Annotated in this window: 9 protein-coding genes and 1 pseudogene; all 10 read right to left on the reverse strand. The window is 72.3% G+C overall.

Annotated features, from left to right (window positions below):
• Window positions 1-133: 133 nt before the first annotated feature.
• Window positions 134-565 (reverse strand): MarR family transcriptional regulator, encoded by a 432-nt coding sequence (locus LNW71_RS21475; RefSeq protein WP_250972090.1) that lies wholly within the window; start codon window positions 563-565, stop codon window positions 134-136.
• Between the two features lie 182 nt (window positions 566-747).
• On the reverse strand, window positions 748-2,223 hold the full coding sequence (locus LNW71_RS21480) for an FHA domain-containing protein (protein ID WP_250969719.1): 1,476 nt from the start codon (window positions 2,221-2,223) through the stop codon (window positions 748-750).
• A 106-nt stretch (window positions 2,224-2,329) separates the two neighbouring features.
• Window positions 2,330-3,691, reverse strand: coding sequence for a VWA domain-containing protein (locus tag LNW71_RS21485; RefSeq protein ID WP_250969720.1), 1,362 nt, complete (start codon window positions 3,689-3,691; stop codon window positions 2,330-2,332).
• An 88-nt stretch (window positions 3,692-3,779) separates the two neighbouring features.
• Window positions 3,780-5,129 (reverse strand): PP2C family serine/threonine-protein phosphatase, encoded by a 1,350-nt coding sequence (locus LNW71_RS21490; protein WP_250972091.1) that lies wholly within the window; start codon window positions 5,127-5,129, stop codon window positions 3,780-3,782.
• A pseudogene (locus LNW71_RS36520) lies at window positions 5,126-7,908 on the reverse strand (tetratricopeptide repeat protein). The gene LNW71_RS21490 and the pseudogene LNW71_RS36520 overlap by 4 nt, the downstream one beginning before the upstream one ends.
• Window positions 7,909-8,002: 94 nt before the next feature.
• Window positions 8,003-9,337 (reverse strand): hypothetical protein, encoded by a 1,335-nt coding sequence (locus LNW71_RS21510; protein WP_250969722.1) that lies wholly within the window; start codon window positions 9,335-9,337, stop codon window positions 8,003-8,005.
• 67 nt (window positions 9,338-9,404) lie between these two features.
• Window positions 9,405-10,385, reverse strand: a complete 981-nt coding sequence (locus LNW71_RS21515; protein WP_250972093.1) for a glutamate ABC transporter substrate-binding protein — start codon at window positions 10,383-10,385, stop codon at window positions 9,405-9,407.
• Between the two features lie 101 nt (window positions 10,386-10,486).
• Complete coding sequence (locus LNW71_RS21520) at window positions 10,487-11,830, reverse strand: hypothetical protein (RefSeq protein WP_285802877.1); 1,344 nt, start codon at window positions 11,828-11,830, stop codon at window positions 10,487-10,489.
• 380 nt (window positions 11,831-12,210) lie between these two features.
• A complete protein-coding gene (locus tag LNW71_RS21525; protein WP_250969723.1) occupies window positions 12,211-13,185 on the reverse strand; it encodes a BadF/BadG/BcrA/BcrD ATPase family protein in 975 nt (324 codons plus the stop codon).
• Complete coding sequence (locus LNW71_RS21530; RefSeq protein ID WP_250969724.1) at window positions 13,176-14,441, reverse strand: 6-phospho-beta-glucosidase; 1,266 nt, start codon at window positions 14,439-14,441, stop codon at window positions 13,176-13,178. The genes LNW71_RS21525 and LNW71_RS21530 overlap by 10 nt, the downstream gene beginning before the upstream one ends.
• Between the last annotated feature and the right edge of the window lie 2 nt (window positions 14,442-14,443).

Here is a 14,443-nt window from a genome sequence, read left to right on the forward strand (position 1 = left end):
CCTCCTGTTTGCAGCGGGCCGGATTCTGTTTGTAGCGGGCCGGATCAGGACCCGGGGGCGGGACCTCGGGTCCTGATCCGGCCCGCTGCCCGGGGCTGGACCTCGGGCCGCCCCGTCACCCAGGGCCCGGTCCTCAGTCCGCCTCCATGAAGACCACCGGCACCTTGTTGTTCAGCACCAGCCGGCCGAGCAGCCGCGCGAGCAGCTCCCGGTCGGTGTCGTCGAGGCCGGCCGTCAGGGTCTCCACCCGGCGGCAGGTCTCGGCGTAGAACACCTCCGCCAGCTCGGCACCCGGCCCGGTCAGGGCGACCCGGACCGCGCGCCCGTCCTCGGGGTCGGGTTCCCGCCGGACCAGTCCGCGCTGGACGCTGCGGTCCACCAGGCCGGTGAGGCTGGACTTCGCCAGCCCCAGCGTCGAGCCGAGCTCGCGCATTCCGTACGGCTGCAGCATCAGTACGCAGAGCAGCTGGCCCTGCTGCGCGGTGATTCCGTGCATCCGGCCGGACTCGGCGTATACGGCATTCACCAGAAATGAGGATCGCACCAGCGCGGTGACGACCCCCATCTGTTCACCCTCGGCCTTTCGCATTTGCTCAGAATACGACAGCGGAAGGCTGTCCTGCCTCGCTGCGGGGGTGCCTATTCGTAGTGCGAATTATGTGGTCGCGGCCGTCGGGTGCCGGCGCACAGCAATGCGCGGCCGGTGAGGAGGTGTCCCCCTCGCCGGCCGCGCATCGTTCGAAGCTGTCAGCCCCGGCGGATCGTGATCGTCGTCCACGCCCCGACATGCACCTGGTCGCCGTCCTGGAGCGGAACGGGGACGTAGGGCTGGATCGGGTCCTCGGCGTCGTTGAGCGTGGTGCCGTTGGTGGAGTTCTGGTCGACCACGGCCCAGCTGCTGTCGGGCTGCTGCACCAGCACCGCGTGCTGGTGCGAGACGCCCGGGTCCTCCGGCGGTACGGAGAGGTCGATGTCGGGGGACTCGCCCGTGCTGTGCCGACGGCGGCCGATGGTGATCTGGCTGCCGGTGAGCGGGAGGTGCTGCTCCGGGGAGTACGCGGGCAGATTGAGCCCGGTGGCCTCGGGGCCACTGCGCTGCATCATCGCGAGGAAGTACTCACGGTCCGGAGCCACGACCGCGGTCCAGCTCATGGACGACGGCCCAGGTCCCTGGCCCATGCCCGGACCCTGGCTCATGTCCGGGCCGCCCTGGTTCTGACCCGGGTACGACTGCTGCGGCATGGGGGACTGCGGCCCCTGGGCCTGCGACGGCGGCGACAGCAGCCAGTCGTCGCTGCCGGGCTGAGCCGACTGCGGCGGAGCCGGCGGACCGGGCTGCTCGAAGACCGGGGGAGCCGTCTGCTGGAACGCGGGCGGCGCGCTCTGCTGCTGGAACGACGGCGGCGGGGGCGAGCCCTGCGACGAACCCTGCTGCTGGGCGTGCTGCTGCCCCTGCGGGAAGCCGTGCTGGCTCTGCTGTCCCTGCGGCCCCGGCTGGAACGGCGGCGGGCCCTGCTGTTCCTGCTGGAACGGCGAGGGTGGCGGCGGGCCCTGCTGCCCGTGCTGTTCCTGCTGGAACGACGGGGGCGGCGGCGGGCCCTGCTGCCCGTGCTGCTCCCGCTGGAACGACGGAGGCGGCGGGGGGCCCTGCTGTCCCTGCGGGAACGGGTGCCCCGGTCCCGGACCGCCGGGGTGCCCCGGGCCCGAGGAGAGCGGCTCGGCCGGCCGGTTCACCTGCGAGGGGCGCGAGCTCTGGTACTCGAACGGGTCGCGCTGCTGCGGCGGTCCCGGCGGCTGCTGGGCCTGGAAACCCGGCGGCAGGTTGAGTCCGGGAACGGGCCCGGCGGGGCCGCCACCCGGACCGCCGGGGCCACCCGGGCCACCCGGGCCACCCGGACCGCCGGGTCCACTCGGACCGGACGGGCTGCCGTGCTGCGGCGCCAGCGGCGTGTAAGACGTCGCGGTGTTCGTGAGGAAGTTCCAGCGGCATTCCTCGCAGAACGGCGCCATCGCCTCCCGCGGGGTGCGGCACTGCGGGCAGATCTCGGCGTGGGCGGTCGCGTCGGGGCCGGGGCCCTGCGGGTAGCCGTAGCCGGGCGCGGGGGGCGGGGGAGGCGGCGGGGGAACAGCGCCCGCAGGCGCGCCCGCCCCGGCCATGCGGTGGCCGCAGACCTCGCACCAGTCCTCGGAACCCGACTGGTGTCCGTTCGGGCAGGTCGGCATGTCGGCGCTTCCCCCTCTCCTCGTCCGGCCCGCGGGCCGGTAATTTTCTTGCTTCGCCGCTCGGCGGACCTGTCCGGTCGGGCGGCGCATCAGTACGTATATATGGTTATTTCTTTACGCGGACGGTCTTCGTGGAGCGCGTTTCGAGTGTCATCTCGTCCGCATCCGCGACCTTCGCCTTCAGTCGCACAGTACCTGTCGCCGCATCGACGACGTCTACCACCTTCGAAAGCAGTTTCGCAGTGTCCTCGTTCCCGGACGCCGACGCCAACTGCACCGCACGGCCGAGCTTGGCCGTAGCGCCGTCGAAGTCTCCCGACTTGCGCGCATCGAGCCCCTGCTGGATGACTTGTGCCAGTTCCGCCTGACCTGTGTAGTGCGCGACCTGCGGATTGATCGAGGTCGACGCCACCATGTCGTCCGTCCACACCGCCCGTACGAGGCCCTGCGAAAGGGTCTGGGGCGCCCCGCCCGACGGGTCGGGGAGGACGAGCGAGACGCGGGCCGCCAGCATCTCCTGCCCGATGCCCGCCTCCGGCACCTGCACGCACACGTGGTAGTCCCGCGACTCGTCGCCCCAGGAACCGGTGGGGTAGTCCCCGGCGCGCGGGCCGGCCTCGGTGCGGCGGTCGGTCAGTTCGGCGACCGTGGGCGCGACCTGCTTCACGAACTTGATCTCCACGCCGACCGGGGTCCAGAGCCGCAGCGCAACGTCCGCGACCTCCTTGCCCATCGCGTTCTCCATCATCTGCGTGAAGTCGGTGGCCAGCCCCGCCGGATCGGCGACGATGTCGGCCGTGCCGAGCAGCGCGGAGGCGATGGCTGTGACCTCTTTCACCTCCCAGTCGGTGCCGACACCGCGGGCGTCACAGGTGAACCGGCCCGCACAGGCGTCGAGCGCGGCCCGCAGATCCTCCGGGGCCTCGTGCTCGTTGCGCCCGTCGGTCAGCAGGATGCCGTGCCGGATGTCCACCTCGGCGGCGCCGAGCAGTCGGTCGGCCAGTCGCAGCCAGGTCCCGATCGCCGTGCCGCCGCCCGCACTGAGCCGGCGCAGGGCCTCCTTCGCCTGGGCCTTGGTCTGCGGGTCGGCCGTGGCGAGCCGCCCGTTGCCCGGGTAGACCTCCTTGGCGACGTGCGTGCCGCCGACCACGGCGAAGGAGGTGCCGTCACGCAAGGTGTCGATGGCCGCCGCCGTCGCATCGCGGGCGTTGCGCATCTTCGTGGGCGGGTAGTCCATCGAGCCCGAGCAGTCCACCATGATCACTACAGCGGCGTTCGGAGCCTGCCCCGGTACGCGCGAGGGCGGCGAATGCGTCCCACTCGTCAGCGGGACGCCACCGGTCGTGCCGCCCCCGGTCGAGGTGACGGTGATGATCCCGTTGACCTCACGGCCGCCCTCGGGCAGGTATTCGTTCTGGTACACCTCGACGGAGAACTGCGGCACGTTCGACTTGGAGAAGTTGGCCATCTGATCGGCTCCTTGAGGCTCCACGTGTCAGATGAAGACAGATTTACGGACAAGACATCACAAGAGCAAGGGAAGGACGGAACAGGGCTCAACCGCTGCTGTGTGCGGAGCCTGCCCCTTGCGGCGCTACGGCGAACGGCAGCAGGGCCACTGTTACGTTGTCGTGGCCCCCACCGTCGAGTGCGTGGCCCACCAGCACCTGGGCGCCGTGCAGCGGCCGTTCGTACGCGTCCACGGGCACCGCGGCGGCCATCTCGGCCGCGGACTCCGCGTAGTTCCACAACCCGTCCGTGCAGACCACCACGAGGCCCGGCCGGTCCGGTTTGAACGACGCCGTGTGCGGCTCCAGTTCGTACGAGTCGGCGCCCAGCCAGCCCGTGATGGCGTGGGCACGCTCGTCCGCGTACGCCTCCGCCTCGTTCATCAGGCCGGCCGCGACCATCTGCGCGGCCCAGGAGTCGTCCTCGGTGAGCCGGGCAGGCGGGGCGCTCCGGTCCTGGGGCACCCAGTACACGCGGCTGTCACCGACCCAGCCGACGACCAGCAGACCACTGGCCATGATCGCGCCGACCAGGGTGCACGCCGGGGCGTTCTGCTGGCGGTGCGGATCCTGCTCCTTGGTCTGACCGGTGTCCTGGGCAAGGACGTTGACCGCCTCGGCGGCCGCGACGATCGCCTCGTGCATCGCCTGCTGCGGGTGCGTGCCGCGCGGCAGCGACTCCAGCAGTGCCTCGTCGGCGGCGCTCGCGGCGGCGGCCGACGCCTCGTCGGGACGGCTGGCCGAGGACACCCCGTCACAGACGATGGCGAGGACGGCCGGGGTGCCGTCCGGCAGCGCGGTGGCCGACACCGCGAACGAGTCCTCGTTGCGGTGATGACGCAGACCGCGGTCGCTCACCGCGGCGACCGAACCGAGCTCCTGCTCCATGTGGTCGCGCTCGCGGGGCTGGGCGTGGCCGCAGTTCTCGCAGTAGCCGTCGTGGTCGACGTGGCCGGCCCGGCAGGCCACGCACACCTTGGTGCCGGCCGGCGGGACCGGCGCGGGCTCCGCGGAGGTGCGGGGGTCGGGCATCGCGCCGTCGGCGGCCGGCGCCGGCGCGGCCAGCTCGAAGTCACCGGACGCACCGGGGCCGTCGAAGCGGGCCGCCGCCGGGGCACCGGCCGGGGCGGGCGGCGCGGACCGGTCGGTCCCGGCGGCGGACCCCGCCACCGAACCCGGAGCCGGCTGCGCAGCGGGACCGGCCGCCGGCCCGGAACCCGGCGCATGGTCCCCGGCCGGAACGGCGATGACGATCGTCGGATTGTCCTGAGGCGACTCGGGCACGGCCGACAGGTCGTACCCGCACGCACCGCAGAACAGGTCCCCCGGCTCCAGCGGCTCCTCGCAGCCGGGACACCTCGACAAGGCAGTCTCCTGGTGGTTCGGCGACATCTTCACACCCACGTTCGGGGGCGGAAACGGTTGGCCCGCTCCACCAGTTCGATCCTCTCGTCACCGGGCTCCGCAAGCCGGGCGAGCATCCGGTACGAACGCTCGAGCCCGAAACGAAGGCCGCGTTCGTCCAACTCACTGCCGAGCAGCGTCTTCGGCCCGTGCACCCCGGCATGCGCCGGCGCCTGCGGGGCCGGGGGCCCCGCAGTGGGACTACCGGAGAGTACCCAGTCGAGCGCCGTGCCCAGCACCTCGGTCGACAACTGCTCCCGGCGCACCGCGTCCAGGCCGAGACCGGCCAGCCCCGAGACCTGGGCCGAGGCCGCCATCAGATCGGTGATCAGCGGCTCGTCCGGGGCCCGTTCGCGCAGCCGCGCACGCACCGCGGCGACCCGGGCCGCCGTGAAGTGGATCGACGCCTCCGGCACCGACTCCAGCGACCTGACGGCCCCGGCCCGGTCCCCGGCCGCGATCTGTACCCGGGCCAGGCCGAACGCCGCACTGACGAAACTGGGGTCGGTCGTCCACACCAGCCGGTAGTACTCGGCGGCGTTGTCCAGCTGGCCCAGCACCTCCGCGCAGACACCGAGGGCCAGCTTGGGCGCGGGCTCGCCGGGAAACGCGTCGTACACCGCGTCGAAGGACAGCGCCGCGTTCTCGTTGTCACCGGTCACCAGGGAGGTGATGCCGCGGTACCAGACCACCCTCCAGTCGTCCGGGTGCTTGATCTCCAGCGTCGTCAGGGTCTCCGTCGCCGCGCCGAGGTCGTTCATCTCCAGGGAGGCCCGCAGCTCGCGCAGCCGGGTCTCCAGCGAGGCAGCCGGCACGGCCTGCAATGCGGCGATCAGTTCGGCGGGTGCCGACGCCATCACCCCTGCGAGGAAACCGGCGTTGGGGTCGTTCGCGTCGACCCGGGGGACCGGCAGTGCCAGCGAGGTCCCCCGCACGTCGAGCCCGGCCAGCCGAGGCCCGCTCACGCCGTACGGTCCGGGCCGGGTGCCGGGGACGGCGGCCGGTACCCGGGGGCCGGAATGGCCGCCGCCGACTGTGCGTACGGGGGCACGGCGGCGTTCCCGCTGCCGGCGCCCGGGCCGCCGCGCACGTGCGTGGTGGACGAGGGCAGCGGACCGGCCCCGGGGGTGTACCCGGGAGGCGGGCCGGCGGGCAGCGCGCCCGGGGCACCGCCAGGCGGGGCCACCGGGGTGGGCGTCGATCCGGCAGGTGGCGTCACCGCGACCGCCCGCCCGCCCCGCCGACGCCCGAACAACCCGGACCCGCCGGTCTCGGCAGCGCGTGCCCCCAGTTGGGACACCTCGCCCGTCAGGACGCTGAACAGCTCGGTGTCGGTGACCCGCATCTCCGCGCCGAACAGCGTCGACAGCGCCGGACGTGGGCGCCCCGTCTGCAGCGACACCACCTCCCGCAACACGCCCATCAGCTGCTCCGCCATCTCGGACGCGGAGGCGAACCGCCGGGCCGGATCGGGGTCGGTGGCCCGCACCAGCAGCCGGTAGAACGACTCGTAGGTCCGGAAGACCTCGATGTTGTCCGGGTCGGGCAGAGAGTCCACGAAGACGTTCGTGTACCCCTGGAAGTCGAAGGTGAGCACCGCGAGGGTCCGCGCGACGGTGTACAGGTCGGAGGCCACCGACGGCCCGACCTCCGCGACCTCCGGCGCCTGGTACCCCACCGTGCCGTAGATGGCCGACTCCTCGTCGTCCATCCTGCGGACCGCGCCCATGTCGATCAGCTTCAGCTGGTCCTCGGTCTGGATCGCGTTGTCGACCTTGAAGTCGCAGTACAGCAGGTTGCGGCTGTGCAGATGCCCCAGCGCCTCCAGCGCCTCGATGCCGTAGGCGCACGCCTGCTCGACCGGCAGCGGATCGCGCTTCCCGCTCGCGGTGCGACGCTCGTTGGCGATCTCCTTGAGCGCCTTGCCGCCGACGTACTCCATGACGATGTAGCCGTCGAGCGAACCGGTCCGCTGGTCGAGATGCTCGACGAAGTTGTAGATGCGGACGATGTTGGAGTGCTCGATCTCGGCGAGGAAGCGGCGTTCCGAGATGGCGGCGGCCATGGCGTCCTGGTCACCCGTGTCGAGCAGGCCCTTGAGCACCACCCAGCGGTCGGAGACCGCACGGTCGACCGCGAGGTACACCCAGCCGAGCCCGCCGTGCGCCAGGCAGCCCGCGACCTCGTACTGCCCGTGCACGACGTCGCCGTCCTGGAGCTTGGGCATGAAGGAGTACGGGTGACCGCACTTGGTGCAGAACCCCTCCGTACGCCCCGGCCGCTCGCCCCGGGCCCGGCCCACCGGCGCCCCGCAGTCCGCACGCGAACAGAACCGCTTCCGCTCGGGCACCTCCGGGTTCTCCATCACCGCGGTGCGCGGATCGGGACGCGGTACGTCCGGCACCTGCACCAGTCCGGCGCCCAGACGGTTCCGGCCGGAGACGTTGGTCGACGAACCGGAGGAGCGCACCGAGACCGAGCGGGAGGCGGAGCTTCCGGACAGGGCACGCGAGAGCCGCCCCGAAACGGAACGCCGCGACGTCGACGAGCGCGACGAGGAGCGGGAGGACGCCCTCGACGACGCCTGCGAACTGCTGCGGGACGAGGAGCTGTTGCCGCCCCGGCCGCCGCCCGCGACACCGGTGGGCGGCGAGGTCACCATGCCGTTCGGTGAGACGACCGGAGCCAGACCGCAGGTGTCGCAGTACATCTCACCGCCGCCCATGTCCTCGTAACTGCCCTCGCACGCGGGGCGCTGGCACTGCGTACTCATGGTCGTTCCCCCTGTTCGCCCCGCCGCCGCAGCGGCCACGTTGCTCCGTCGCTGTCTGTCCCGCACCGCATGTGCCCCCGTGGCACCGGGCCTCTCATGACCGACCCCGCCGGTCCTCTGGTCCGGACGCCCTGCGCTGGCCCATCAGTTCCAGCGCCGCGTCCTGGTAGCGCTGCACCGCCTGCGCGGCGACCCGCAGATCGCACGGCGCGCTCCACAGCATCCGGCGCGCCGCGTCGTAGCGCTCGATGAGGACGAGGTCCTCGGCCAGGCCGTGCCGGGCCACCTTGGCCTTGTACGCGTCCAGCCGGCCGCGCAGCTCGGCCCGGACGGCGAGCGGGGCGGTGACCGCCGTCAGCTGCTCCCGGGCCCGCAGCAGCTCCTCCTCGGCCTGCCGCTCCAGGGTCTCCAGCAGCGGTGACAGCCGGTGCCACTGCGCATGCCTGCGGTACTCCGACGCCGCGGCGAGCCGCTCCTGCAGCGCGGTGGGCGGGCCGTTGACGGCGGGCACCTCGGAGGCGGCGATCTTCGCCAGCACCTCGCCGCGCGCCGACCGGGCCTCGGTCAGCGTGCGGTCCGCCCGGGAGAGCACGTCGCGCAGCTGGACCAGCCGCTGCTCGGCGTCCTGCCGGACCGCGAGCACCGCCTCGATCTCCCGCCGCACCTCCTCCAGCGCCCGGGCCGCCCGGTCGTAGCGCGTCGTGTCCGGACGCCCGCCACCGGGCGCCGAACTGCCGGGAGCGGGCAGCCAGAACGCCAGCGGATCGGAGATCACCTGCACCCGCAGCGTGGTCAGCTCCTGGGTGATCGACTCCAGGTCGTCCCCCGACGGGTGCTCCCCGGGCCGCACTCCGACCGAGTGCGCGAGCGAGCGGGTGCGGCGCAGCTCGGCGGCGAGCAGATCTATCCGGGCGGGCATCGCCGACCACACGGAGTCGGAGGCGACGACCATGTCCAGCGAGCGCGCGTACAGCTCGTTCATCCGGGCGACCAGCTCCTCCAGCGTGAACCGCTCGGAGAGCCTGGCCGGGCCGGTGATCGACGGATCGGGTCGGGCGGCGGCGTGCGCCACCGTGACACCCTGGCCGCGCAACAGCTCGGTCAGGGCCACCAGATCGTCCCGGTTGGGGTGGCGCCGCCGGGCCCGCACCTCACGCGCCTCGTTCAACACCCCGGCGTACGCGTCGAAGTAACCCCACAACTGCGTGATCGACTGCTCGGTGGCGCTCCAGCGCTCCGCGGTCACACCGGTGAGGTCGGCGCCCTCCAGGAGCCGGCGGCCGGCGTGGTCCTGCAGGGCGAGGAGCGAGGTCTCGATCGCCTCGTGCTCCGCGCCGAGCCGGGCCAGCGCACGGTCCGCCTCGTCCCGGTCCATGACCGGGCCGGGGGGCCGGGCGGCGTAGCTGGGGAAGGGGCCCGCGACGCCCATCGATCACCTCTCCGCTCTTGCTGCCGGGCGGGGCCCGGCAGGATTCGCCTGACCCGAAGGACAGGCGCTAGTTGCTCCGGTACTTGGGCGCCGGCGGCGCCGTTATGCCGGGCAGACCGTCCTGCAGCCAGTTGCGGTAGGACCGCATCCAGGGGCTGTCCGAACCACCGGCGCGGTAGTCGTCCAGCACGTGGTTGACCCGCGCCACCAGGTCGTTCGCGCCCTTCTTCGTGGCCACGCCGTAGTACTCGGTGGTGAAGGGCTTGTCGCCCTTGAGCTCCACGGCCGGGTCCTGGGCGGCCTGGCCGGCCCCGAGCGCGTTGTCCGTCACGACTGCGTCGACCTCGCCCAGCTGCAGCCGTACCAGGCAGTCCAGCTGGTTGGGGACGGTGAGCAGGTCCTCGTCGGCGTCGGTGCCGTCGTGCTCGTCCCTGAACACCGAACCGAACGACTGCTTCTCCAGGGCCTCGTACGCCGTGGAGCCCTCCGCCGTGCAGACCCGCTTGCCGGCCAGTGAGGAGTCGAATCCGGTGATCTTGGAATCGACCGGCGCGAGGACCTGCTGCCCGGCCTGGAAGTAGGCCGTGGAGAAGGAGACCTGGTCGAGCCGGGCACAGTTGATCGTCATCGTCCGCACGACGACGTCGACCTTGTCGTTCTCCAGGGCGGCGATGCGCTGGTTGGTGGGGATCGCCCGGAAGATCACGTCGTCCGGGTCGCCCAGGATGTCCTTGGCGATCGCCCGCACCAGGTCGATGTCGAAGCCTTCGAGGTTCCCGGTCGCGGACTCCGGGTCGCGGAACCCCCACTGGTAGCTGTTCTGGTCGACGCCCGCTATCAGCTTCCCGCGCGCCTTGATGCGGTCGATGGTCGCACCGTCCGCGGCGGAGGCCGGCAGGCTGGCTTCCGGGTCCTTGCAGTCGTCGGCACGCGCCTGTACGCCACGCGCCGCGCCCGGCCCCGAGACCTGCTCGTCGAAGCTGTTCTTGCCGCTGTGGGAGAGCGGCAGCAGGGTCAGCGACGCCGTCACCGCACAGGCGGCGGCCATGGCGCTCACCCCGCCCCAGCCGCGCAGCCTGCGGAACGGGCCCGTGGGGCCCGTCCAGCGGCCCGTCGCCCCAGGACCCTTCCCTGTCATCGCTCCCCCTGTCACCGGAACTCCGAGAGCCTGCGGTTGACCCCGACGATCGCGGCGACCGCGCCGAGCAGGGCGAGCGCCGCTGCGCCGATCGGCAGCCCGCCCAGCGCACCGCGCCCGTCCTCGGCGGCCCGGGTGAATTCGTCCTGCTCATGGGCGAGCGCCTGACGCAGCGCCTTGTCCACCCGGTTGAAGGACTCGCCGGTCGAATTCTTCGACCCGATGATCTGGTCCAGCGCGGCGTCGTAGTCGCCGCCGTCGTCGGTCTTGCGGGCGGTCCGGTGGCGGCTCTGCCACTCGGTGACCCCCTTGACGGCGTCGGCCACCGGCTCGCTTCCCGCGGTGTCGCCGTCGGCGAGCTTCCCGGCCTTGCCGAGCTCCACGCCGAGTGCCTTCATGCCCGTGCCGTAGTCCGTCTCGTACTTGTCGTTCTTGCCGTCCGCGGTGAGCACCGCACCCCGGGCGACCACCGTGAGGTTCTCGTTGGCGCGCGCCTTCAGCGAGTCGATGCGCGCCCGGTTGAGCACGTCCAGGGACTGCTGCCCCCGCACGTTGGCGTCGGACAGATCGGACCGGGCCACCGAATGACCCACCGCGAGCCACAGCAGGACCACGAGGGACGCCGCGGTCGCGGCCACCAGGCCGTGGTTGAACACCCGGTTCGTCCTGGCGTAGTTGCGTCGCTGGGCCCAGAACAGCACGGCCAGTGCGACCACGCCGGCCCCGAGCGAGAAGAACGGCCACGCCCGTGCGGAGTCGTAGTCGTGGTCCAGCCGGCCGGTCTCCGCCGTGTACAGCCGCTCGGCCGCCGGCAGCAGTTCGCCGGCCATCTTCTGGTTCGCGTAACGGAGATAGGCGCCGCCGAGCGGCAGCCCCTGGCGGTTGTTGGCACGGGCACGCTCGATCAGCCCCGTGTAGCCCGGGAGGCCCTCGTTGAGCGTGGTGATCTCGTGGCCGGACTTCGTCGACGCGTCCGTGTTGGCCGCGGCCTTCACCAGCAGCCGGGAGGCCTCCTCGATGTCCTTCGCGTACCGCTCGTGCGCCTCGGGGGAGTCCTGCGGGCCGGCCAGGAAGCCGCTCGCCGCCGCCGCGTCGGCATCGGCCAGCGAGCGGTAGATGTCCGCCGCGTCCGCGCTCAGCGGCTGACTGCGGCTCACCACGTCGTCGGCGGCCGTCGCCCGGTCGGAGATCTCGAACGCCGTCACGGCCCCGAACGCGACGACGAGCAGGGCCAGTACGGCCCCGATGATCTGGAGCCTGCCCGGTTCGGTGGTCGCCGCGGCACGCAGCCGTGCGGTCACCACGGCCCGTGCGCTGTGCTGCGGCGGTACGGGTACGGCCGTCGGCGCAGGCAGCGGCTCCGGCGCGCGTGGCGGCGCCGGGCGCACATTCGGCGGGTATGTCACTTGACCTCCCCCTCGGTCGCTGACGGTGGCCCGCCCCCCGGCCGAACGGGGGACTGGTACCCGGCCAGAAGTATGGCCGCAGGGACCGACATCCACACAAGGAACGCCTGGATCCTGCACCGGTCCGTGAACGCGATCAACTGCAGTCAACAGCATTCGATCAAGGCCGGCGCCGCCGATCAAGACGATCGACGGTGCAATCCCCCTCGACGGACCGATCTCCCCAACCATGAACACGTGCGGGGCAACTGATCGGTTCCATCGACGAGGGGCGTCCCGCGGCCCGACGGCCATGGAACGCCCCTCATACCCACTGATGTCACCAGATGTCAGGCGTAGTGCGCCCGCAGTCTGTCGTGCACCTCGTGCGCCGCACCCGTGTGGTCAAGGCCCAGCAGCCCCGCGCCCAGCACCGGGGACTCCTTCACCACCCGGACCACCGCCTTCGGGGCCCGTGCCGCGAGGAGTTCGGCGATCCGGTCGTCCAGCTGCGGGTGGCGCGCCGCCAGCACGCTGCCGCCCAGCACCACCGGCGCCTGCTCGTCGAGCAGGCCGAGCCGGGACAGCGCGACCGAGGCCATGGCCACGACCTCCTCGGCCAGCCGGTCCACCAGGGCGCGCGCCACCGGGTCGCCGGCCGCGCCGGTCGCGAAGAGCACCGGCGTCAGCTCGTGCCGTCGCTCGTAGCCGATCCGGCCCAGGTGCAGCGCCTCTATCAACGCGTACATCGAGTCGAGCCCGAAGTGGCCGGGCAGCGTACGGACCAGTTCGGTCGGCTCGCCGCGGCCGTCCTCCGCGCGCGCGGCGAACCACAGGGCCTCCTCGGCGAGCCCCGCGCCGCCGCCCCAGTCACCGGATATCCGGCCGATGGCCGGGAAGCGCGCGGTGCGCCCGTCGGGCACCATCCCGACGCAGTTGATCCCCGCACCGCACACGACGGCCACCCCGCGCGGCTCGTCGACCCCGGCCCGCAGGATCGCGAAGGTGTCGTTGCGGACCTCCACCGTGCGGCCCCATCCACGGGCGAGGAGAGCCTCGGTCAGCTGCTCCTCCTCGACCGGCAGATCGGCGTTGGCGAGACAGGCCGAGACGTGGCCCACGGTCCCGTGGCCCACGCCGGCCGAGGCCAGCGCACGCTCCACCGCGGAGCCGAGCGCGTCCACGGCCGTGCCGATGCCGACCACCGGCGGCTGGAAGCCGCCGCCGCGGGCCGTGGACAGCACGGTGCCGTCCTCACCGATCAGTGCCACATCGGTCTTGCTGTTCCCCGCATCGATCGCGAGGACCGAAACGTTCACGCCCACGCGAGGTGCTCCCGGTTGTGCGCGATCAGCTTGTCCGTGAGTGCCTCGGCGTACTCGAACTGGCCGATCAGCGGGTGCGCGAGGAGTGCCTTGAACACCCGGTCGCGGCCGCCGCGCAGCGCGGCCTCCAGCGCGAGGTCCTCGTACGCCGTCACGTTGGCGATCAGTCCGGCGTACAGCGGGTCGAGCTGCGGCACGGCCAGCGGCGTCGCGCCGGTCCCGTCGACCCTCGCCTGCACCTCGATCACCGCGTCGTCCGGCAGGAACGGCAGCGTCCCCTTGTTGTAGGTGTTGACCACCTGCACCGGGGAGCCGCCCGAGCCGAGGAGCGAGGAGGCCAGGTCCACCGCAGCCTCTGAGTAGAACGCGCCGCCGCGCTTGGCGAGCAGCGCGGGCTTCTCGTCCAGCGCCGGGTCGCCGTACATGGCGAGCAGTTCCTTCTCCATGGCCGCGACCTCGGAGGCCCGCGAGGGCTTGGTGCCGAGCTCGCGCACGACCTGGTCGTGCGCGTAGAAGTAACGCAGGTAGTACGAGGGGACGACGCCGAGCCGGTCGACGACCGCGCGCGGCATGTGCAGGTCGTCCGCGATCGCGTCGCCGTGCTCGGCGATCAGCTTCGGCAGCAGGTTCTCGCCGTCCGGGCCGCCGAGGCGCACCCCGAGCTCCCAGGTCAGGTGGTTGAGCCCGACGTGGTCCAGGTGCACCTCACCGGGTGTGACGTCGAGCAGGCGGGCGAACTTCCGCTGGAAGCCGATCGCCACGTTGCACAGACCGACGGCCTTGTGACCGGCCTGCAGCAGCGCCCGGGTCACGATGCCGACCGGGTTGGTGAAGTCGATGATCCAGGCGTTCGGGTTGGTCCGGCGGACCCGCTCGGCGATGTCCAGGACGACCGGGACGGTGCGCAGGGCCTTGGCGAGGCCGCCGGCCCCGGTGGTCTCCTGGCCGATGCAGCCGCACTCCAGCGGCCAGGTCTCGTCCTTGTTGCGGGCGGCCTGGCCGCCGACGCGGAGCTGGAGCAGCACCGCGTCCGCGTCGGCGACGCCCGCGTCGATGTCCGACGTGGTGACGATCCGGCCCGGGTGCCCCTGCTTGGCGAAGATCCGCCGGGCCAGGCCCCCGACGAGGTCGAGCCGGTCGGCCGCCGGGTCGACGAGCACGAGCTCCTCGATCGGCAGGGTGTCCCGCAGCCGTGCGAAACCGTCGATCAGTTCGGGTGTGTAGGTGGACCCGCCACCAACTACTGCGAGCTTCATGG

Origin of the sequence: Streptomyces sp. RKAG290 (assembly GCF_023701695.1) — a bacterium.
In the GTDB taxonomy this organism is placed as follows: Bacteria; Actinomycetota; Actinomycetes; order Streptomycetales; family Streptomycetaceae; genus Streptomyces.

Coding starts and splice junctions, on each gene's coding strand:
- LNW71_RS21475 (WP_250972090.1), bottom strand. CDS start 565: ATGGGGGTCGTCACCGCGCTGGTGCGATCCTCATTTCTGGTGAATGCC.
- LNW71_RS21530 (WP_250969724.1), bottom strand. CDS start 14,441: ATGAAGCTCGCAGTAGTTGGTGGCGGGTCCACCTACACACCCGAACTG.
- LNW71_RS21485 (WP_250969720.1), bottom strand. CDS start 3,691: ATGGCCAACTTCTCCAAGTCGAACGTGCCGCAGTTCTCCGTCGAGGTG.
- LNW71_RS21480 (WP_250969719.1), bottom strand. CDS start 2,223: ATGCCGACCTGCCCGAACGGACACCAGTCGGGTTCCGAGGACTGGTGC.
- LNW71_RS21510 (WP_250969722.1), bottom strand. CDS start 9,337: ATGGGCGTCGCGGGCCCCTTCCCCAGCTACGCCGCCCGGCCCCCCGGC.
- LNW71_RS21515 (WP_250972093.1), bottom strand. CDS start 10,385: ATGGCCGCCGCCTGTGCGGTGACGGCGTCGCTGACCCTGCTGCCGCTC.